Source organism: Psychrobacter sp. HD31 (assembly GCF_051097895.1).
Taxonomy (GTDB): domain Bacteria; phylum Pseudomonadota; class Gammaproteobacteria; order Pseudomonadales; family Moraxellaceae; genus Psychrobacter.
In genome coordinates, this window is the sequence record NZ_CP142525.1 from 594609 (window position 1) to 615404 (window position 20796).

The following is a 20796-nucleotide window of genomic DNA, read 5'->3' on the forward strand; positions in this document are numbered from 1 at the left end:
TAGAATATAAATGAATTGAAATTCACACCTGTTAGTTATTAAAACTGGCAGGTGTTTACTTTTTTGGATACAAATGCAAAACAACCAAAATACACCCACCATAAGATTAACCAACTCAGTTGTTGAAACCACCTCTCAAGGTGTTTTAACCGCTTTAGCCGCGTTTATCATTTGGGGTGCTTTCCCACTTTATTTTAAGCAACTGGCAGACTACAATGCGGTTGAAATTATTGCCCACCGCATCATTTGGACATTTTTATGCTTATTAATTTTTATTGTCGTCACCAAGCGTTTTAACTGGATTAAAACATTTAAAAACGAACCAAAATGGTTAATGTTGACCTTTTTATCAGGACTGATTATTACCAGCAATTGGTTAACTTATGTTTGGGCGGTAAATAATGAGAGGCTACTTGAAGCAAGCCTTGGTTATTTTATGTCACCACTTGTGGGGGTGATGCTATCGTTACTGGTATTGCAAGAAAAACTGCGTAAACTTCAATGGGTTGCCATTAGTATTGCGACACTTGCTGTATTTAGCCAAATAATCATGCTCGGCAACTTACCTTGGGTATCTTTAGTGCTGTCACTTAGTTTTGCTGTTTATGGTCTTATGCAACGCAAAACACCCTTAACAGCCGTAGAAGGTTTGTTTATTGAAACCACCTTAGTGGTACCCATTGCCTTACTTTGGTTAAGCCATGCTAACGTTGCCAGTAGCAACATTAGTTTTTGGTTTGATGATAAAATATGGTTTTTAATGTTAGCGGGTCCCATTACTTTAGTACCTCTATTATTATTTAACAAATCAACTAAAATGGTTGCCTTTAGTATTTTAAGTTTTATGAACTATTTAACGCCAAGTTTTGTATTTTTATTGGCAGTGTTTTATTATCATGAACCTTTTGATAGCCATCGATTCATGTTATTTAGTATGATTTGGTTAGGCTTACTGCTGTTTAGCATTGATTTATGGCAAAATAGACCAAGTAAAAAACAAAGATTGAAACAAATTTAAGGGTTATCTTTAATGATACTACCAACCGAAGAAAACGTCATATTCATTGAAGGATTAACTGTTAAAGCGGTTATTGGGCTTTATGAGTGGGAACGACAAATCACACAACCAATTGTTTTTGATATAGCGCTGTATACCAATACCCATCAAGTTGCACAAAGCCATAGCCTTGCTAAAGGTGTTAACTATAAAGCGGTGTGTGATGACGTAACTGAATGGACACAAGCCATGCAGGCTGAGCTGGTAGAAGAGTTAGCAGAACACCTTGCTAGTCAGCTTTTAGATAAATACCAAATTAGTAAAGTTAGCATTAAAATAGGCAAACCAATTGCTATTACAGAAGCAAACATGGTTGGTGTGCAAATCACACGTTGTAAAGAGTAATCAAACAGTAAAGCCATATCCATGCCAAATAGATTTAGCCATTTAGTACTTTTTAACACAGCATTAAACTTAAACGTAACGCATTTGTTGGTTGCTTTAGGCAGCAATGATGACCCCAAAAAAAATCTAGCAACTGCCATACAACAGCTTAAAGCGTTGGGACACATCCAGTTGTCTGATGATTTTGTAAATCCTGACTTTACAGCAACTAAAAGTAACCCAAAGCCTGATTACACCAATCAGTGTGCGATTATAAAGCTAGATATGCCTTCCACACTTCAACAAGTGGTCAAAACTTTAAAACAAATTGAGTTGGATTGTTTCCGTGATAAAACACTAACTACAAATGATAAGACATCACAAAAAATACGATTAGTCAGCATAGATATAGATGTACTGGCTATTAAGTCTGTTAATAGTACCCATTGGCAAGCCATTAAAAAAAGATACCCATTTAAAGAACACGAATGGGTGGGTATTAAGCAATTGTTAAGTTAGCTAATTACTGAATTGATAGCCAAGTAAGCTGGGCATTTTGCCCAGCTATTTTATATTAAGTCTATACTTTTATACTATTTAAATATATTATTTATTTTAATTTTTTTTCGTATTTGGGTTAATTTGATAATATGCTAGATTAGAAGCCAAGCCTAAGCTTATTACTAAGGTAGATGAAGATGAACATACTGACTAAAAAGGATAGACTGAATAAATACAACAATTTAATGAAGTGGAAAAAAAATAGAAATAGAATACCATTTATTGCTTTATTTTTATGTTTCATGTTCTCGTTTGTTATTGAATCAGATCGTATAGCTATTACTATATTTGCTGTAATAGGAGTGCCTATCAGTTTTGCCTCTCACATTATGTTACTTACTAAAAACACCTGCCCTTGGTGCAATCAACCATTTTTTTTTCATAAAGTAGAAGAAAATGGAAATAATTGTTTAGAGGATATCAATACTGATAAAGTTCCATTTTTTCTTCAAAAAAAATGTATAAATTGCGGAAGACCATTTGATGAAGATTTAGATGATTTGTAATTTATACAGATTAATAACACACCTTAAGAAGCAGATAAATGGATAGTAATTGTTATGCTCAAACAAAAATAACACATTGAATAAAGCCGTTAAATATAAAATCAAACCATAAAATTGCGCATAAGATACTTCATACGAAACAAAACCAAAAGTGACTGTATTTAACAAAAAATCGTAATATCACATGCTTTCCACGCAATGGTTATAGAACATCAACTCTTTGTTAGTAAATCATTCTTACTTGTCTATTGGTGCACTCAGCACACGCCACTACTTAATAGTTACACAATGCTTGAAAAACTTTATATCTCACTATAAACTTCATAAAAGACTTAAAATTCATCCTTTTTTCAATTATTTTAATCCTAAAAAATTTTACACTCCATAATTAATAAAGAGACCATTTTAATGAAAAAATATAAAACCACTTATGCGCTTAGTATTGCTGTCACTTCTTTAATGTTGATGTCTTGCCAAAGCTTTCAAGAAGCCGAAAAGGGGCGAACTTATGGCATTCGTCATGATAAAAATTTGATAGAGTACGAAGCACTGGTTACCGATAAAACCCGTGATTTACCAGACTTTTCTTCGGTTATTTTCTTCGCATATAGCTTAGATGGTACAGATAATGCAGACTTAATCGCATCAGGTGTGCTAATTAATGAGCAATGGATTTTAACAGCTGGGCATAACTTTTTTGTTGCAGAAGAACAAGATAAACCTGCACTTGCCTCTGGTGTAAAAGTATATGTAGGCAATAACCCAAATGAACCAGAAAACATTTATGATGTTTCTAAAATCGTATTTCATCCTACTTGGATAAATGAAGAACAAAGTTATGGCAATGCCAATGACTTTAGTTTGGTGAAGTTAAGTAAACCTATCACCAATATCACCCCAGCAACACTTTATACAGACAAAACAGAGCCCCTTGGCAGTATCGTTTGGCACGCTGGATTTGGCGGTTATTCAGAGGTTTTTGGAGATAATCCAGAGTTAGACTCAAATAAACATGCCATACAAAACACTTTAGACAGGGTTCAGGATGGCTTAACCACATCCATTAATGGCGTTACTTACAGTGGTGGCTTATTAGCCTTTGATTTTGATAATCCTGAAAGTACAAGCAATACCTTAAATGATGCCATTGTTAACGAAGAAGAAGCCTTTTTAGGTAAGGGCACAAGCGATGCAACCCCATTAGAATATGAAGGTACAACAGTAACGGGCGACAGTGGGGGACCCTTATTTGTTAAAAACCCAAAAAATAACCAATGGCAAGTAGCTGGCATATTATCTGGTGGTGCAGAAGCTCCGCTTGATAATCATATTGATGCAGACTATGGCGATATCAGTTTTTACACTCGTGTGTCTTCATCTTATGATTGGATTAAATCAGTGATTACGCAGCCTTAAATCTTAACGCACTTTAAAAGTACCATTTACAAACAGTACGGCATGATTTATTGTTTTTGCTTTAATCGCATAATCAATGCAAATGCTGTGTGGTACTTTTAAAGCTTTTCACAATAATAAGAAAGTAGAATTACTGATTTGTTAAATTCTACTTTAACAAGATGAAATAACCAAAAACTATTACTAATTTTAAATCTGCGTACGAGAACTAGAGCTAGAAGACATAGGGCGGGTAAAACGCCTGAATATTGAAGGCTTTGTAGGCGGTGAACCATTGTTACTAATATCATTGATTAACTTGCTACAAACCGCTACCGAAACAAACGCAATTAAAATAGGACCCACAGCCTGCCCAATAATGACACCTTTTGCTCCATAAATGCCTGCCAAAAAATATACAGTTGGGATAACTCCCAAGAAAAACTTTGCATAATTAAAAAAGGTAGAATACAGCGGATAACCAAGGCTATTAAATGCTGAGTTGGTAGAAAACAAAACTCCATCTGCAATAAAAAACAAGGTTAAGCCAGAGCAAAAAAGCATCACCAAATCAGATGCCTCGGCAGATAGATTAAAAGCACCTACCAAATACGATTTTGTTAAAAATATAACAAGCGTAACCAATACCACCACCGCAATGACAAACTTGATGGCATCATGATAAATTTGTTTAATACGCGTATATTCACCTGCACCGAAATTTTGCCCAATGATGGGGCTAATTGCACCAGACAATGCAAACAATATAGCAAATGCAACTGGGATAATTCGACCAATAGTCGCAAAAGCAGCAACAGCAGAATCACCATATTTTGCAATTGCCGTCATTACAAACGTTGAGCCAATAGGCGTGGCTAAATTGGTTAAAACAGCGGGTACAGCAAGTTTGGCAACTTTGGGAGCATCTGCTATAACACCTTTAACCGTTGGTAAAACAAACATTTTATGTATTTTAACCAAACAATACATGGCATACAGCATTAATGTAATACGTGAGATAAAAGAGGCAATTGCAGCCCCAGCGATGCCCATATCCAAGCTAAAAATAAGCAGTGGATCTAAAACCAAATTAACCAGTGCAGCAAACAAGGTTGCATTCATAGAGCGTTTGGCATCGCCAATCGCTCTTAATACCGAGCTTGCCACCATGCCAAGTACCATAATAACGCTAGAAGGTAGTAAAATAGTTAAATATGTAATAGATAGCTCAAGTGTACGACCTTTTGCGCCAAGCATTTGCAATATGGGTTCTAACTGCCAAAACAAAATTAGGGTAATGCTTGCAACTAAAGTAAAAGCAATCACTAACGCACTGGCAGCAATATTTTTGGCTTGGTTAACTTGCTTTGCGCCAATACGTTGAGACACTAAGATACCACTGGCAATTAATAGGCCAATTGATATGCCAGTAACATAAAAAAGTACTTGGGCACTAAAGCCAACAGCCGCTGCCATTGCTTGCTCACCAAGCATGTTTAAAAAGTATAAATCAATTAAATCGACCAAAAATAACGCCATAATGCCAATGGTGTTAGTTAAGGTCATAACGACGACATGCCGAAGGGTAGAGCCAGTTACAAAACTGGCTTTTGTGTTGGACATTTATTTTACTTATTGGTTAGGCTGCTAAAACACAAGTTTTGACTTGATTGTTTGACAGCAATTTGAAGGGATAAACAGCTTATTATTAAATCAGTTGTTCTTTTAAAGCCTTGTTATTTTAAGACATTGAGCTGATCAGCACTAAGTTTTTTAATTTCTTTTTCGCAATAGTCTGGATCAAGTTTGCAAATCACCTTTTGCAGCTCATCGATACGAGCTTCGGACTCTTGTATGTGCTCAAGCATAGTCGCAAAGGCATTTGCAACTGGGTCTTTCTTATCGTCTTGCAAGTCTAAATCAATGCCATAAGCATTAAAGGCTTTTTCTAAATCTTGATGCTGGCTATCTTGTGATTTTTCTTCTTTTGGCTTCGCTTTGGTAATCATGCGAGCAGCACTGCCTACCATAGTGGCGTTTTCTGGCACAGCTTTAACCACCACCGCATTAGAACCAATTTTGGCATTTTTACCCACGGTAAAAGGTCCTAAAACTTTGGCGCCTGCGCCAACAACCACACCATCTTCAAGGGTTGGGTGTCTTTTGCCTTTATCTAACGACACACCGCCCAAGGTCACACCCTGATAAAGAGTAACGTCGTCCCCAATTTCGGCAGTTTCTCCAATTACAACCCCCATGCCATGGTCAATAAAAAAACGTTTACCAATTTTAGCAGCAGGGTGGATTTCTATCCCCGTTAACATGCGTGAGCCATAAGAAACCCCGCGCGCAAGCGACTTTTGATTATGATTCCATAATCCATTAGCAGCACGATGCAATAATAAAGCTTGTATACCAGGGTAAGTTAACAAAACCTCTATTTGATTGCGGGCTGCGGGATCTCGGTCAAAAACAGCATTAATATCCTCATGCAGTTCTGACTTTGTTTTTTTAAGTGATTTAATCACAGAAATGAGCGATGGCATATTATTCTCTATAATTATTAACAGTTATTAAATATATTATCTAAATGTTATTTTAGCAATTTAGTAAGCTTGCCGACAACCGCATTTATCATTTGTAATTCTTTTTGGTCTAACTGGATGCGTGAGTTAAGCCGCTTTATACGTTGTGGTAACAAGCCCAAATTGTCATTATCTGCAAGCTCAAGCTTTTGCATGAGCTCAATTAATCGGCTGTTTAGTTGTTCTATCTGCTGATGGCTGGCAGCTGGTGTATCCCAATCTTGCCTAATATAGTGTATTAAACCATCATTTGTATTAGTACAATCCTGTGTTTCTGTTATAGCTTGCTTGTTGATAACTTGTTTATTATTATCATCCAACAAATCATCTACATGGCTATAAATAAAGCTGGTGATTACTTGCACAGCTGATGCGACATTTAACACAGGGTAAGCAGGGTTTGCATCTATTTGGATATGATAATCGGCACTTGCCAGCTCATCATTTGTTAGCCCTCTGTCTTCACGACCAAATAAAATGCTAATAATTGGCGCTTCATCTTTGTTGGTTTTTGTACCATCAAAAGATGTATCTAAACCAAGCTTATCAATAAATTGGCAAATAACTTTAGCAGCTGTAGCAGGATTAACTACCGGGCGTGGTATGGTACGGCTACGGCTACTTGCAGCCAAAATCAGTTGGCTGTTAGCAATTGCTTCATCCAAACTATCAACCACATTTACCGCATCTAAAATATGTGTTGCCCCAGCAGCGTGCGAATAACTACTGTCATCAATGGGCAGTTTGGGGTTTACCACCGTGAGCTTACTTAAGCCCATGGTATGCATAGCACGTGCAGCAGAGCCAATATTGGCAGGTAATGTGGTATTAACCATTACAATTTGGATATTAGATAAATAAAGTTGATTGATAGACATTTGATTACTTAAAACTAAAACAATTGCCTGTTAGTCTAACACGAATTTAAGCATAGTTTTGGGCATACTAATTATATATAAGCGTTATATATAAGCGGTTTATGCATATTCTAGCCAACACGACCACCAGTTATTAACAAATGTCACCACTTATTCTTATCTTTCACACCCACGTTTAACTTCATAAATAATAACCTACAAGCTCCAATAGCTTGCCCATTAAAATAACAACCAACCCAAACGATAAAATAGCATTACAAATCTCTCACAAAACATAATTGACAATAATTATCATCCCTCGTTATATTCTGCTAATATACTTATTTAAAATAATGAATTAAAGACTAGCCAACCATGAAATGAATCCCTCATGAACAATCGTTGTTATCGAGTCATATTTAGCAAAGCCAAAGGCATGTTAGTAGTGGTATCCGAAGCCACACGTTCACAGGGAAAATCTTCTAACCCAAGCCAAAGTGGTAGTCAAAACAACCACACACAATGGGCATACTCAACAATACACAATTATATTAAAAAAGGTATTTATCCACCTGACTGGGGTAATGATGGTATATTAACTATGATGGGCTTAGAATATGATTAGGTATTGTTGGTTAGGCATTAATATTGCTGGGCTATAAGCCCAGCCTACGCTTGCTGGTTTGCATTGTAGAGAAATGGCAAGTTATCTTGAACAAGGTTTAAGAAATGCAAGAACGAAGGAGCAAGGTGAGGTATTCTTAAGAAATGTTGCCATTTCGATTAAAGACGGTTCTATAAAACAAAAGGCAGGACTTAGATGAATTATTATAAAATCGCATCGGATTTAAACCCTCATTTTTATAACTTTGAACTTTCTAATGAGCAAGGTATGAGTGAACTATTTGATAATAATATTTTTTTTAAAAGAAGCTTTCCTATAAATCAGTGGATAAAACCAGAAATGCATCTCTTCGAAGAACTTGAAGAATATTTACCAATAGAAAATGGAGAGGTGATTAAGCCTAATATATGGTCTAATATTATGCATGTTTGGGGTTCTAATACATTTGTTTTTTCTCAAGAATTAACTATAGCTCTTTTAGAAGATTTAAAGAACTGCGGTGCCTTTTTAGAAGCTAATTATGAAAGTCAAACATGGTTTTTCTATTATTGTAGTACACATATTTCCGGAGCTATAAACTTTGATTCATCAGAATACGATATGTTTGATGATGGCACTATTATGACACTGCATAAACCAGTTTTATTTAAAAGTAAGATTGAAGGTTATGATGCTTTTCGCTTAATTGAATATGACAGCTTTCTATTTGTGTCAGAAAAAATTAAAAACATTATAGAAAAATATTTTGTAGGTGAGGTATTTACTCCTATTAGTATCATATAAGCGAGGTAGATACCATCTTAAAAACCAAAAATCAAGCGGAAAATTAACAGACTGAAGTTTGGAAAGAAGACTGATGTTTAACAACACCAAAACAAATATGCACAAGCGAGGTAGCGAGCGTAGGCTGGGCTTGTAGCCCAGCAAAACCAACCTAAGCCCACACAACACCGCTCACAAAACACGGATGCTGACCTAGCCCTGATAGCAGCGGTATTGAACAAAAGCAAAAACATAGCGGAACATGGTTGGAGGCGGTTGCTTGCAAAATGAAACTCCGCTAGCTATTGACTGACCATAAATGATAAGAACAGGTGGATACGAAAATTATCATTCATTGGTCTCGTCAGATAATAATCGATGGTTGTGAGGGTATTTTGTAGTTTATATTTAGGCGATGAAAGTGCATAAACTGCCTTATTTAAAATAATAACCTGATTCATCAAAACGTTAACAATAAAAACCCATATAAAAATTAATAATTTATAGCCTTTGTAAATACTTTATAATCAAAAAACCATCATAAGAATTTAAGCCCAAAGCCATGAAACTTGTTAATACTTACCAAAACTTACCTGAGCAACTATATCGTCAGACTTTGCCGACAACTGTTAAAAACCCCAATTTATTAGTTTTTAACAACAAGCTGGCAAAATCACTAAACATGGATGTGTGTAATGAAGAAACACTTGCAAATTGGTTTAGTGGTAATACATTGATAGATGGCTCAGAGCCAATTGCACAAGCCTATGCAGGGCACCAATTTGGGCAACTTAATATTTTAGGCGATGGCAGGGCTGTACTACTTGGTGAAGCTAAAAACCAAGCAGGAGAGTTGATAGATGTTCAATTAAAAGGCAGCGGTATTACCCCTTTTTCACGCAGTGGTGATGGCAAGGCAAGCATGTCGGCAATGTTGCGTGAATACTTAATCAGCGAAGCCATGCACGCTTTAAAAATACCAACAACCCGCAGTTTGGCAGTGGTGACAACTGGAGAAAACATTATAAGGCAAGGCTTAGAACAACAAGCCATTTTAACAAGAACAGCCGCTAGCCATATTAGAGTAGGCACTTTTGTTTATGCACAGCTACAAGCAAGTCAAATAAACGATGACAACCTTTTACAACTCTTATTCGACTACTCGATTAATCGGCATTACCCTCATTTAAAAAGCTTAAATACGCCTGATAAAGCATTAGCGTTATTAGAAGTAGTGATGGATAAACAAGCCCAATTGATTGCGCACTGGCATCGGGTTGGCTTTATCCATGGTGTGTTAAATACAGATAATGTGGCAATAAGCGGAGAAGGCATCGACTATGGTCCTTGTGCGTTTATGGATACCTACAATCCACAAACCGTTTATAGCTCTATCGACTACCAAGGACGTTATGCGTTTAAAAATCAAATGCCCATCACTTGGTGGAACATGGCAAGGTTTGCAGAAAGCTTGTTACCATTAATTGATAATGATGAGAAAAAAGCAATTGAACTTGCAACCAATACCATCAACACATTTGATGAAAAATACAAAAAACACTGGTATGGCATGCTATGTGCAAAAATAGGGCTTAACAATACGGATAAAAACTTAGCGTTAGCAAAAGCATTACTTGAGCTCATGCAAACATATGAACTCGATTACACAAATAGTTTTAAACAATTAACGTTAATGGCTATGGGGGTTGATTTTAGCGACATTGAGACATCAGAATTTAATAAAATAACAGACACAGAGGCATTAAATACATGGATGAATGATTGGAAACAAGCACAAAAAAATGGAAATAAAACAAATGCTTTAACGCTTATGCAGACTCACAACCCACTTTTTATCCCACGTAATCATTTAGTTGAAAATACCCTACAACAAGCAAACAGTGAGGGATTAACAGAATTTAAGGCACTACTAAAAACCCTAAAAACTCCATATGATTGGCGTTTATATAAAAAGACAACCAGATTCCAACAGCCAGCAACACAAGAGTGGAATGCTCAATTTAAAACTTTTTGTGGTACATAAATACAGTTGCTGATATTAAAACACAAGTATTAAAGCTTAAGCAGGCTAAGCATAATGCCAATGGATATTATCTGCATTAAACAAGCGCTTTAAAGTTAATATATTGTCATCGGATGGATAAACACGCCATTTGTCAGACAATTTAACTTTAGCAATCGCATAATCGTTATAGATATGAATACCTAAACCAATACAATTATCTGACCCATTTGTTTGCGTAGATAAATGTTGGTTGTTGTCTACATCTATTGGTTGCTCGGCAGTAGCATAAGTGATGACATCGGGCTGATTTTCTTTTAACAAGGGTAATATGTCATCAATGGTATTTGTGTCGTTGGCATCAATTTTAATGCTAACCTTTTTTAACCAACGATTACGGGCATCTATCATGCTATACAAACGACGCATTTTGCTATAAATGCGATCATTAAACTCGCTGACCGTCCCACTTATCACCACAACTTCATCCACTTTAAGTTTATCTTTGCAAAATTCATAAAGTTTGGCATCACAGCTTACTTCTAATCTTGAGGTGCCATCATCAAGCGTAACCGCAATACGATTACCAAAATTTGCAACATCAACAATTAGCCCAGCAAACAAGGTTTCTTTACCATAGCCTGTGTCAGTGAGTTCATTTAAGCGTTTACCATCGGTGTAATGTTGGATTTCATCACGATATTCATCAATAGGATGCCCAGTTAAATACAGCCCTAAGGTATCTTTTTCGGCTTTAAGTCGAGGTTTGTCTCCCCAAATTAGCTCTGGTGAGTTTGGCAAAGGTGGGGCAGCGGTTACATCATCAATTTCTGCAAACATGTCTATCATGCCAACTTCTTGATTTTGTCTGTGTTGCTCAGATGCTTGCACGGCTTTTGGCAATTGCGCCATTAACGCCCCACGTATTTCATAGGCTTTATTTTCCACTAACAGCTCGGGGCGTTGCGTGCTTGCAAAATCATCAAAACAACCTGCTCGTACCAATGCTTCTAGTGTGCGTTTATTTACTTTTTTGGTATCAACACGACGGCAAAAATCATAAAGATCAGTAAACTCACCACCTTGGTTACGCGCCTGCACGATAGATTCTACTGCACCTTCACCAACCCCTTTAATCGCACCTAATCCATAGATAATATTTTCGGGTGTATCTGCCACAAAATGCCATTTACTACGATTAACAGATGGATTTGCAACCGTAAGCCCAAAGCTTTCTCTACAATCATTTACTAAAAATACCACACTGTCGGTATTGTTCATATCGCTGGTTAAAACTGCTGCCATAAACTCAGCAGGGTAGTAGTGTTTTAAATAGGCAGTTTGGTATGCCAATACACCATAACAGGCAGAATGCGATTTGTTAAAACCGTATTCGGCAAATTTTTCCATTAAGTCAAAAACGCTACCGGCAATGCCATCATCAATTTTTTTGTCTTTCGCACCTGCCAAAAAGATTTCACGCTGCTTTGCCATTTCTTCGGGTTTCTTTTTACCCATAGCTCGGCGCAGCATATCTGCACCACCAAGCGAATAACCTGCCATCGCCTGCGAGATTTGCATTACCTGTTCTTGATAAACAATAACCCCATAGGTGCTTTCTAAAATAGGTTCTAAATATTCATGGTCATATACCACTTCTTTGACACCATGCTTTCGGTCAATAAACTCTTCTACCATCCCAGAACCTAAAGGACCAGGGCGGTATAAGGCACACATTGCAATAACATCATCAATGTTTGTAGGTTTTAACTGTTTCAGATATTTTTTCATACCTGATGATTCTAGCTGGAATACAGCGGTTGTTTTACCTTCTGCTAATACCTCATCATAGGTTGCTTTGTCATCTAGTGGTAAATCTTCTAACTCAAGTGGTGGTTTGCCTTCTTTTTTACGTCTGTGGTTAATGTTTTTTACTGCGGCAGCAATCACTGTTAAGTTACGTAACCCTAAAAAGTCAAACTTAACCAAGCCGGCAGCTTCTACATCATCTTTATCAAATTGGCTAACTCGGTGACCTTCATCATCGGCATAAATGGCAGAAAAATCGGTAATTTTATTAGGGGCAATTAACACACCCCCTGCATGTTTACCTGTGTTACGTGTGATTCCTTCAAGTTTTAATGCCATCTCCCAAATTTCACTGGCATCTTCATAATCCATATTGTTTTCGTTTGTGATAAGGTCTTTAAGCTGGGCGCCTGTTTCCTTATCTTCAATGGCATCAGACAACGAGATACCTGGTGTGGCAGGGATAAGTTTTGACATTCTATCCGCCAAACCATATGACTTGCCTTGCACACGTGCAACATCCCTGATGACCGCTTTAGCCGCCATGGTACCAAAAGTGATGATCTGAGATACCGCATCTCGTCCATAAGTTTCAGAAACATAACTAATCACACGATCACGCCCTTCGATACAAAAATCAATATCAAAGTCGGGCATAGATACACGCTCTGGATTTAAGAATCTTTCAAATAGCAGCTCATAATGCAAAGGGTCTAAGTCGGTAATATCCAGTGCATAAGCTACCAAAGATCCAGCACCCGAACCACGACCAGGACCAACAGGAACATCGTTTTCTTTCGACCAACGAATAAAGTCCATAACAATCAAAAAGTAACCAGGAAAGCCCATACCAATAATAATATTAAGTTCGGTTTCCAAACGCTCATCATAGGCTTGTCTAAAAGCTTCCCAATTCATGCCATCATGTTTTTCTAGCCATTCGTCGCTATCTCTTTCATTAATAGGGAATAGCTTATCTAGCCGTTGCTCTAACCCTTGCTCAGACAACACCCTAAAATAAGCATCAATCAGCTTATCATCTGGATATTTGGCTTGATTTGCCTCGGTGGGTTTAAACTCTGGTGGAATAGGGAAGTCGGGTAAAAAGTTTTCTCCCAAACGTAAAATAACATTACATCGCTGCGCAAGCTGTATGGTATTGGCGCAAACTTGAGGAAGGTCAGCAAAAAGCTGCTGCATTTCTTGCTGGGTTTTTAAATATTGCTGTTCGGAGTACTCTCGTGGGCGATTTGGGTCGGCAAGTACATAAGAGTTGGTAATACACACACGAGCTTCATGCGCTTCAAAATCTTCTTGCTCTAAAAAGCGGACATCATTATGCGCAATAATAGGCAAATTATGTTTTGCAGCAGCATGAATACTCGCTTTTATAAAGTTGTCTTCACCTTGTCTTTGGGTGCGTTTAATTGCAAAATACAGCCTGTCATCAAAACATGTTTTCCACTCGTTTATCAACTCATCAGCACGCTCTGGAGCAGAGCCAATTAACACGTTCCCAATGTGACTGTGCTCGGTAAGCAAGGCAATAACACCTGCCGATAAATCAAAAACTTGTTCTCGTTTAACCAGTGGTACGCCATGTTCTAAGCCTTCGGTATAACCAAGCGAAACCAATCGGGTAATATTTTGATAGCCCTCATTGTTCATCGCCAACAAGGTGATGCGAGAATGACCTTCGGCATTTTGATCATCAATACGTACCTCAGTACCAATAATAGGTTTAATGCCAGCGCCTAAGCAACTACGATAAAATTTAACGGTAGCAAATAAGTTAGATAAGTCGGTTAAAGCAAGCGCTTTTTGTCCATCCTCTGATGCCTTTTTGACCAAACTTTTAATACGTACAATCGAGTCAGAGATTGAAAATTCGCTATGAATGCCTAGGTGTACAAATGCCATAAAAATGCTGTATGTTTAAGTGATTAGTAGCAACTGCCACATTGCTAAGGATTTAAAAAATAATGGCATGCCTACAGGGACTCGAACCCCGATCGATCGCTTAGGAGGCGACTGCTCTATCCTGTTGAGCTATAGGCACTAATAAAGGTAATAGTTTAGCTTAAAAGGTACAAAATAGGCAGTATTTTTTATTTATTTAGGCGTATTAAAAGCGGTTAAAACAAGCCTAAACTTATAATCAAAGGCTTTTAATTACTGTTAAATCAACCATTAAACCAAAATAAAAAAGGCTTGCTTTATTTTAAAACAAGCCCATTAAAATATGTGATTTAATAAATTTAGCCAGCACCCAACTCAAGCAAGCTGGCATTGCCGCCAATGGCGGTGGTGTTTATTGTACGCACACGCTCACTGCAAAATCTGTGCAAATAATCTGGGCTAAAGATTTCGCTTAACTCATCTTGATCTGTGATGGCGATTACCTGAGTCAACATGGCATCTGTTTGGCTTAGTTTTGCCGCTAAAGCATGTGTTTCTTCCACGGTGCCAACAATCCCAACTTGTGCAAGCCTTGGGTCATTAAACATGTCATCAAATGACTGTGGCTCACTGGCACCTTCTAAATTAAACACCGCATCATCAATACCCACATTAGCCATGATTGTTTTTACTTCAAAAGCAAAAGCTTCTTGACTGGGTGCATTTAAATGAGTTTGGTTGCCTGTTAATAGCGATGCCACAACTTGCGCCGCAACTGGCAGTTTTTTTGCCTCTTTAGTCGCTAATATAACGGTTTTTCCTCGTGCTTGGTTATATAACTCATTAGACTCGCCTGTTGCACCGGTTAGCATAGCAGAGTCGTCAATATGCTGAGCTTGCGCCAAAATATGAGTTAAAACTTTGTCAGTTTTATCACCTTCGCCAATTAAATCAGCAAGGCTGGCAACTGTGTTATTTAATAAGTCGGCACGTTGCACCGCTGTCATTAGTCGCCAGGCTTCTGCTTTTTTACTTTGATAGGGAGTTTGGGTTGTCATTATTTAATCCTTATAACTTTATTCGATATCATCGATATTAATCGTGTTTATACTTGTACCCATTTGGTCAACCTTGCTAAATACTTAGGTCCACCAGCTTTAGGACCCGTACCAGATAAGCCGTTACCACCAAAAGGCTGTACATTAACAACTGCGCCAATTTGGTTACGGTTTACATAGGTATTACCCACAATGGCACGACGCTCAATATGCTCGCTAACACTTTCAATACGGCTATGTATGCCTAAAGTAAGACCATAACCCGTTGCGTTAATTTGATCGATTAAGTTGTCTAAGTCGGCATCTTTTTTAGCTTTGTAGCGTAAAACATGCAAGATAGGACCAAAATGTTCTCCGCCAATCACTTTAATATTGTCAACTTCTATTAGCGTTGGTGGTACAAAGGTTGAAGCATCCGTCATACCTTCAACAATTGGTGTTTGATAAATTACCTTGGCATCTTCTGCTTGCTGCATTGCATCAATATGGTTTAATAAACCTTTTTGCGCTTCAGTGTCAATAACAGGACCCACATCCGTTTTCACTAAAGTCGGGTTACCAACACTAAGTTCTGCCATATGTCCTTTAATAAGCTCAATCACGTTATCAGCAATGTCATCTTGTACACACAAAATGCGACAAGCAGAACAACGTTGACCAGCCGAGCCAAATGCCCCCATTACCGCATCAATAGCGATTTGCTCTGGTAGGGCAGTAGAGTCAACAATCATGGCGTTTTGACCGCCTGTTTCGGCAACTAAAATTGGTAAAGCATCCGATGCATTGATATCACTAGCAATCTCGGTGCTAAATAATGACTGATTGATAAGCTGAGCCGTACCAGTTGAGCCAGTAAAGATAACGCCACTAATGCCTTGTGCCTTGGTTAAGGCACTACCCACATCACCTGCACCGATGACAAACTGTAACGCTTCATGTGGGATACCTGCTTGATACATTAACTTAATAGCATAATAAGCAACTAAGCTGGTTTGTTCGGCAGGTTTTGCAACCACGGTGTTTCCTGTTGCCAAAGATGCCACAATCTGCCCCGTATAAATCGCTAACGGGAAGTTCCATGGACTAATACAAACCATAGTGCCACGTGCCTTGCGTTTTTGAGTAACCTGATTACCAGCAAGATTGGTGTAGCTATTTATATCTGCATCAAGTCGCTGTGCTTCATCGGCATAAAAGCGGCAAAAATCAACTGCTTCACGTACTTCATCAATACAATCTTGCATGGTTTTACCGGCTTCACGCTGCAATATGGCAACAAGTTCGGCATAGTTTTCTTCATATAAATCAGCAATATTACGTAGCATCTGAGCACGCTCGTTTGCCGATACCGCTTGCCATCTTGCTTGATTTTCTATGGCTGCTGTTACTGCTTTTTGGGCAATATTGGCATCAGCAGTGTGACATATACCAACCGTTTGATTATGGCTATATGGCGAGTTGATTTGTTGTGATTTTAGGGTTTCTACATCTGTACCATTAATCACACTAAAGGCTTGCCACTGAGTATCTTGATATTGTGCAATGGCTTGATTAAATGGTGTCCACTCTGATTCGATATAAATATTGACCCCATAACTGGCTTTTCGGTTACCGTAAATTTCAAGCGGTAATGGGATACGCATATTACGTAAGTTGTCATGTGCGGTTAGCTTGTCATAAGGATGTACGGTTAATTTTTCAATTGGATAAGATTTATCAAGCAATTGATGTACAAAAGAGCTGTTAGCCCCGTTTTCTAGCAAACGGCGCACAAGGTAGGGGAGCAGGTCTTTATGCGCACCCACTGGTGCATAAATCCTAACCGGTATGTTATAGGCTTGTAAAATATGATCGTATAACGCATCTCCCATGCCATGCAAGCGTTGGAACTCAAAGTTCTTGTGCTGACTCATGGTCATAATGCAAGATAGGGTATGCGCATTGTGCGTTGCAAACTGTGGCCAAATCAACCCTTGTAAATGCTCTGATAACAAAAAGCGCGCACACGCTAAATAAGCCGTATCGGTACCTTCTTTGCGTGTCCAAACAGGGTAGCCAGACAAGCCTTTTTGTTGCGCAAGTTTAATTTCGCTGTCCCAATAGGCACCTTTTACCAAACGCAAAGGAATGACATCACCCACTTCTTTAGAAAGGCTAGCAAGCCAAGCTAATACGGCAATACAGCGTTTTGAATAGGCTTGCACAACAATACCCAAGCCACCCCAGCCTAGGGTAATTTCGTCACGGTATAGCTTTTCAAAAAGCTTTAAAGAAATCTCAAGGCGGTCAGCTTCTTCGGCATCAATGCTTAAGTCAACATCTACGGCTCTGGCTTCTTTAATCAATTTTAGTACAGTGGCTGTCAGCTCACTCAGTACACGTTCATCATTGGTGGCTTCATAACGAGGGTGCAATGCCGATAGCTTAATAGATACCGATGGTTTTGGCATCCCTTGTTTCACTTTAACGTCTGCAACCGCTTTAATTGCTTCTAAATAATCATCAAAGTATTTGTCCGCATCTGTTTGGGTTAGTGCGGCTTCTCCAAGCATATCAAATGAGTAGGTATAGCCTTTTTCACGATAAGGCTTGCTGTTTGTATTTGCTTTTTGAATCGTTTCTCCCAATACAAACTGATGACCCATAATCTTCATTGCTTTTTGCATGGCAGAGCGAATAACAGGTTCACCCATTTTTTTAGTCATACGATCTAAAAAGCCTGCTGCGGTTGTACCTCTATCGATACTAACCACTTTGCCTGTCATCATTAGTCCCCAAGTAGAGGCGTTGACAATAAATCCGTTGTCACTGCCTAAATGGGCTTTCCAGTCAGCAACACTCATTTTATCGGCAATTAGGGCGTCGGCTGTACGGTTATCCGGCACACGGATTAATGCCTCGGCAAGGCTCATTAGCAAAATACCTTCTTGTGTATCAAGACTGTATTCAAGTAATAGGGAATCTACCATTTTAACGGCATCACCATGGTTACGGACATGCTCAACTAGTTTATAGGTTTGTTCACTAATACCTGTCTTTTCATCTTCACTTGGTTTAGCAAGTGGTAACAGTGTTTGCATAAAAGCATTTTCATCAACACTGTAAAGCGGGGATATATTGTTAAACAATGCTTTACTGCCCTGATTTAAATAGTCTGGCTTTAGCACATCTTGCGGGCTAAATAGGATTTTCTCAGGTGCTGTAAATTGCTCAAAAGGGGTGGTTGTTTTTATTAGGCTCATTAAAGTGCTCCAGTTTACGATTAAGGATAAAAAATTAATCAATAAAAAGAGCTTTGATATTTATTTAAAGTGATTTGTGGTGGCTAGAACTTTTGCGTCATTAATTATTAATTAGTGATTGACTAAACTAAATTGTATGCAAAAACACGAAAATACCTAACACGACAGACTTGTATCACGGTAAATGTTAATAATTTAGTAACAAACAAAACACACTAAATTTAACATACCAAAAAAATAACAAAACTCTGAGGTGCATAATGCCTTCTTCTGTTTGGTGGGTTTGCTTGTGAGTTGAAACCGCGACCAAACGAAATACCTCTACGGCGTTGCTTGAGGTGATGCACAGGTGCAATAATTTTAACACTGATTTTGTTTTCAGTTCAATAAAATATTTTAATACTTCTGATAATTTTGTTACAATCGCCGCGCATTTTATTATGTACGCTTATAATTTTGTTAAATTTTACTTTATTTTGTTTTATTAAATTCAATAAAGTAAACCTAAAAAAGAGGAAAAATTATGCAAGGAGTCGTTAGTACAGGGGTTTATGTTTCACTAGCAGGTTATTTTATTTTAATGATTGCTATTGGCTTATACGCCTACTCAAAACAAAAAAATGATTCTGAAGGCTATATGCTGGGTGGTCGACAACTTAGCCCTTCAGTTACGGCATTGTCAGCCGGTGCTTCAGACATGTCTGGCTGGTTGCTTATGGGACTACCAGGCTATATGTATGCTTCTGGTATCGTTAGTTTTTGGATATGTTTTGGTTTAACCTTAGGTGCTTTAGCAAACTATTTAATAGTTGCTCCTCGCTTACGTGTTTATACCGAAGTTGCTGATAACTCAATTACGTTGCCAGATTATTTTGCAAACCGATTTCAGGATAACTCTCACCTGTTAAGAGTGATTTCAGCCATTGTGGTTATCATATTCTTTACGGTTTATACAGCAGCCAGTTTAACTGCTGGTGGTAAATTATTTCAAAGCTCACTTAATTTATCGTATGATCTAGGCTTATGGGTTACCGCTGGTATTGTAGTTTTATATACCTTAATTGGTGGATTTTTAGCCGTATCTATGACTGACTTTGTGCAAGGTTGTATCATGTTTATTGCCTTACTCATTGTGCCAATCGTTGCTTTTACCGATGTTGGCAGCATAAGCGAAGGCGTTAATATTGCACGCAACTTGAACCCTGATTTACTAAATATTACCAATGGCGTAACCGTAATGGGCATTATCTCATTAATGGCTTGGGGTCTTGGTTATTTTGGTCAGCCACACATCATTGTACGTTTTATGGCAATCCGCTCGGTAAAAGATGTACCAACAGCACGCAATATTGGTATGGGCTGGATGATTTTAAGCTTGGTTGGTGCGATGGCAACAGGGTTTGCAGGTATTGCTTATATCCAAAAGCATCCTGAAGTATCACTAAACGATCCAGAAACTATCTTTTTGGTATTTTCACAAATTTTATTCCACCCATTAATTGCAGGCTTTTTGTTAGCCGCAATTTTAGCCGCTATTATGAGTACAATTTCATCACAGCTTTTAGTGGTATCTAGCTCATTGACTCGTGATATCTATAAGCTGTTTTTAAATAAAGAAGCTTCAGAAGGGCAACAAGTATTAATTGGTCGAATCTCTGTGGTTGCCGTTGCCGTATTAGCAATTTTTATGGCATCTAATCCAGACAGCTCAGTGCTTAAACTGGTATCAAATGCTTGGGCAGGCTTAGGTGCTTCTTTTGGACCGCTTGTAATCATGAGCCTAATTTGGAAGCGCATGAACCGTAACGGTGCCTTAGCTGGCATGATTGTGGGTGCATTAACCGTTATTGTTTGGGTTTATGGCGGTATTGAAATTAACGGACAAGCCGCTGGTGACTTTATGTACGCCATTGTACCCGCCTTTGTTTTAAGTTTAATTTCTATTATTGTTGTTAGCTTAGCAACCAATGAACCAAGTAGTAAAATTAAACAACAATTTGCTGCAATGCAAAAAGGTTTAAAAGGCTAGTTAGCACTCATCATATAAACCCTATGTTTTAAATAGCGAGGTGTCAAGGCACCTCGTTTTTTTA

15 protein-coding genes and 1 tRNA gene are annotated in these 20796 nt (G+C 38.0%); 9 read left to right on the forward strand and 7 right to left on the reverse strand.

What is annotated here, in order from left to right:
* Nucleotides 1-73: 73 nt before the first annotated feature.
* The 5 genes from rarD to VH441_RS02505 all read left to right on the forward strand — a co-directional run bounded on the left by rarD (nt 74) and on the right by VH441_RS02505 (nt 3864).
* Entirely contained in the window at nt 74-1018 is a 945-nt protein-coding gene (gene rarD / locus VH441_RS02485) for an EamA family transporter RarD (RefSeq protein WP_434353910.1), read from the forward strand.
* Nucleotides 1019-1030: 12 nt separating this feature from the next.
* Nucleotides 1031-1402, forward strand: coding sequence for a dihydroneopterin aldolase (folB, locus tag VH441_RS02490; protein WP_434353911.1), 372 nt, complete (start codon nt 1031-1033; stop codon nt 1400-1402).
* A 21-nt stretch (nt 1403-1423) separates the two neighbouring features.
* Entirely contained in the window at nt 1424-1900 is a 477-nt protein-coding gene (locus VH441_RS02495; protein WP_434353912.1) for a 2-amino-4-hydroxy-6-hydroxymethyldihydropteridine diphosphokinase, read from the forward strand.
* A 179-nt stretch (nt 1901-2079) separates the two neighbouring features.
* Nucleotides 2080-2448 (forward strand): hypothetical protein, encoded by a 369-nt coding sequence (locus VH441_RS02500; protein WP_434353913.1) that lies wholly within the window; start codon nt 2080-2082, stop codon nt 2446-2448.
* 408 nt (nt 2449-2856) lie between these two features.
* The gene (locus VH441_RS02505) at nt 2857-3864 is read left to right on the forward strand and encodes a S1 family peptidase (protein ID WP_434353914.1); all 1008 of its coding nucleotides are present in this window, start codon (nt 2857-2859) and stop codon (nt 3862-3864) included.
* A gap of 189 nt (nt 3865-4053) precedes the next feature.
* Here VH441_RS02505 and VH441_RS02510 read toward each other — a convergent pair whose 3' ends face one another.
* The 3 genes from VH441_RS02510 to VH441_RS02520 form a co-directional block, all read right to left on the reverse strand.
* Nucleotides 4054-5466 carry an MATE family efflux transporter gene (locus VH441_RS02510; RefSeq protein ID WP_434353915.1) on the reverse strand — a complete coding sequence of 471 codons (1413 nt, stop codon included), beginning with the start codon at nt 5464-5466 and terminating at the stop codon, nt 4054-4056.
* 113 nt (nt 5467-5579) lie between these two features.
* Nucleotides 5580-6389 (reverse strand): serine O-acetyltransferase, encoded by an 810-nt coding sequence (gene cysE, locus VH441_RS02515; RefSeq protein ID WP_434353916.1) that lies wholly within the window; start codon nt 6387-6389, stop codon nt 5580-5582.
* A 47-nt stretch (nt 6390-6436) separates the two neighbouring features.
* Nucleotides 6437-7306, reverse strand: coding sequence for an RNA methyltransferase (locus VH441_RS02520; RefSeq protein WP_434353917.1), 870 nt, complete (start codon nt 7304-7306; stop codon nt 6437-6439).
* A gap of 370 nt (nt 7307-7676) precedes the next feature.
* On the opposite strand from VH441_RS02520, the gene VH441_RS02525 reads away from it, so the two are divergent.
* From VH441_RS02525 to VH441_RS02535, 3 genes are all read left to right on the forward strand, one after another.
* Nucleotides 7677-7910, forward strand: coding sequence for an ESPR domain-containing protein (locus VH441_RS02525; RefSeq protein ID WP_434353918.1), 234 nt, complete (start codon nt 7677-7679; stop codon nt 7908-7910).
* 195 nt (nt 7911-8105) lie between these two features.
* Nucleotides 8106-8693 carry a hypothetical protein gene (locus VH441_RS02530; protein ID WP_434353919.1) on the forward strand — a complete coding sequence of 196 codons (588 nt, stop codon included), beginning with the start codon at nt 8106-8108 and terminating at the stop codon, nt 8691-8693.
* 541 nt (nt 8694-9234) lie between these two features.
* Entirely contained in the window at nt 9235-10716 is a 1482-nt protein-coding gene (locus VH441_RS02535) for a protein adenylyltransferase SelO (protein ID WP_434353920.1), read from the forward strand.
* 45 nt (nt 10717-10761) lie between these two features.
* Here VH441_RS02535 and dnaE read toward each other — a convergent pair whose 3' ends face one another.
* The 4 genes from dnaE to putA form a co-directional block, all read right to left on the reverse strand.
* A complete protein-coding gene (gene dnaE / locus VH441_RS02540) occupies nt 10762-14424 on the reverse strand; it encodes a DNA polymerase III subunit alpha (RefSeq protein WP_434353921.1) in 3663 nt (1220 codons plus the stop codon).
* 63 nt (nt 14425-14487) lie between these two features.
* Nucleotides 14488-14563 (reverse strand) — tRNA-Arg (locus tag VH441_RS02545).
* A 199-nt stretch (nt 14564-14762) separates the two neighbouring features.
* Entirely contained in the window at nt 14763-15461 is a 699-nt protein-coding gene (locus VH441_RS02550; RefSeq protein ID WP_434353922.1) for a 1-pyrroline-5-carboxylate dehydrogenase, read from the reverse strand.
* Nucleotides 15462-15508: 47 nt separating this feature from the next.
* Nucleotides 15509-18703 carry a bifunctional proline dehydrogenase/L-glutamate gamma-semialdehyde dehydrogenase PutA gene (gene putA, locus VH441_RS02555; protein WP_434353923.1) on the reverse strand — a complete coding sequence of 1065 codons (3195 nt, stop codon included), beginning with the start codon at nt 18701-18703 and terminating at the stop codon, nt 15509-15511.
* Nucleotides 18704-19226: 523 nt separating this feature from the next.
* On the opposite strand from putA, the gene putP reads away from it, so the two are divergent.
* Complete coding sequence (gene putP / locus VH441_RS02560; protein ID WP_434353924.1) at nt 19227-20732, forward strand: sodium/proline symporter PutP; 1506 nt, start codon at nt 19227-19229, stop codon at nt 20730-20732.
* Nucleotides 20733-20796 lie beyond the last annotated feature (64 nt).

What these genes read in the sequence shown, in the direction of transcription:
- VH441_RS02500 (WP_434353913.1), top strand. Translation starts at nt 2,080, where the DNA reads ATGAACATACTGACTAAAAAGGATAGACTGAATAAATACAACAATTTA.
- VH441_RS02525 (WP_434353918.1), top strand. Translation starts at nt 7,677, where the DNA reads ATGAACAATCGTTGTTATCGAGTCATATTTAGCAAAGCCAAAGGCATG.
- VH441_RS02495 (WP_434353912.1), top strand. Translation starts at nt 1,424, where the DNA reads ATGCCAAATAGATTTAGCCATTTAGTACTTTTTAACACAGCATTAAAC.
- putA (WP_434353923.1), bottom strand. Translation starts at nt 18,703, where the DNA reads ATGAGCCTAATAAAAACAACCACCCCTTTTGAGCAATTTACAGCACCT.
- VH441_RS02505 (WP_434353914.1), top strand. Translation starts at nt 2,857, where the DNA reads ATGAAAAAATATAAAACCACTTATGCGCTTAGTATTGCTGTCACTTCT.
- VH441_RS02535 (WP_434353920.1), top strand. Translation starts at nt 9,235, where the DNA reads ATGAAACTTGTTAATACTTACCAAAACTTACCTGAGCAACTATATCGT.
- VH441_RS02550 (WP_434353922.1), bottom strand. Translation starts at nt 15,461, where the DNA reads ATGACAACCCAAACTCCCTATCAAAGTAAAAAAGCAGAAGCCTGGCGA.
- VH441_RS02520 (WP_434353917.1), bottom strand. Translation starts at nt 7,306, where the DNA reads ATGTCTATCAATCAACTTTATTTATCTAATATCCAAATTGTAATGGTT.
- rarD (WP_434353910.1), top strand. Translation starts at nt 74, where the DNA reads ATGCAAAACAACCAAAATACACCCACCATAAGATTAACCAACTCAGTT.
- cysE (WP_434353916.1), bottom strand. Translation starts at nt 6,389, where the DNA reads ATGCCATCGCTCATTTCTGTGATTAAATCACTTAAAAAAACAAAGTCA.
- folB (WP_434353911.1), top strand. Translation starts at nt 1,031, where the DNA reads ATGATACTACCAACCGAAGAAAACGTCATATTCATTGAAGGATTAACT.
- VH441_RS02510 (WP_434353915.1), bottom strand. Translation starts at nt 5,466, where the DNA reads ATGTCCAACACAAAAGCCAGTTTTGTAACTGGCTCTACCCTTCGGCAT.
- VH441_RS02530 (WP_434353919.1), top strand. Translation starts at nt 8,106, where the DNA reads ATGAATTATTATAAAATCGCATCGGATTTAAACCCTCATTTTTATAAC.
- putP (WP_434353924.1), top strand. Translation starts at nt 19,227, where the DNA reads ATGCAAGGAGTCGTTAGTACAGGGGTTTATGTTTCACTAGCAGGTTAT.
- dnaE (WP_434353921.1), bottom strand. Translation starts at nt 14,424, where the DNA reads ATGGCATTTGTACACCTAGGCATTCATAGCGAATTTTCAATCTCTGAC.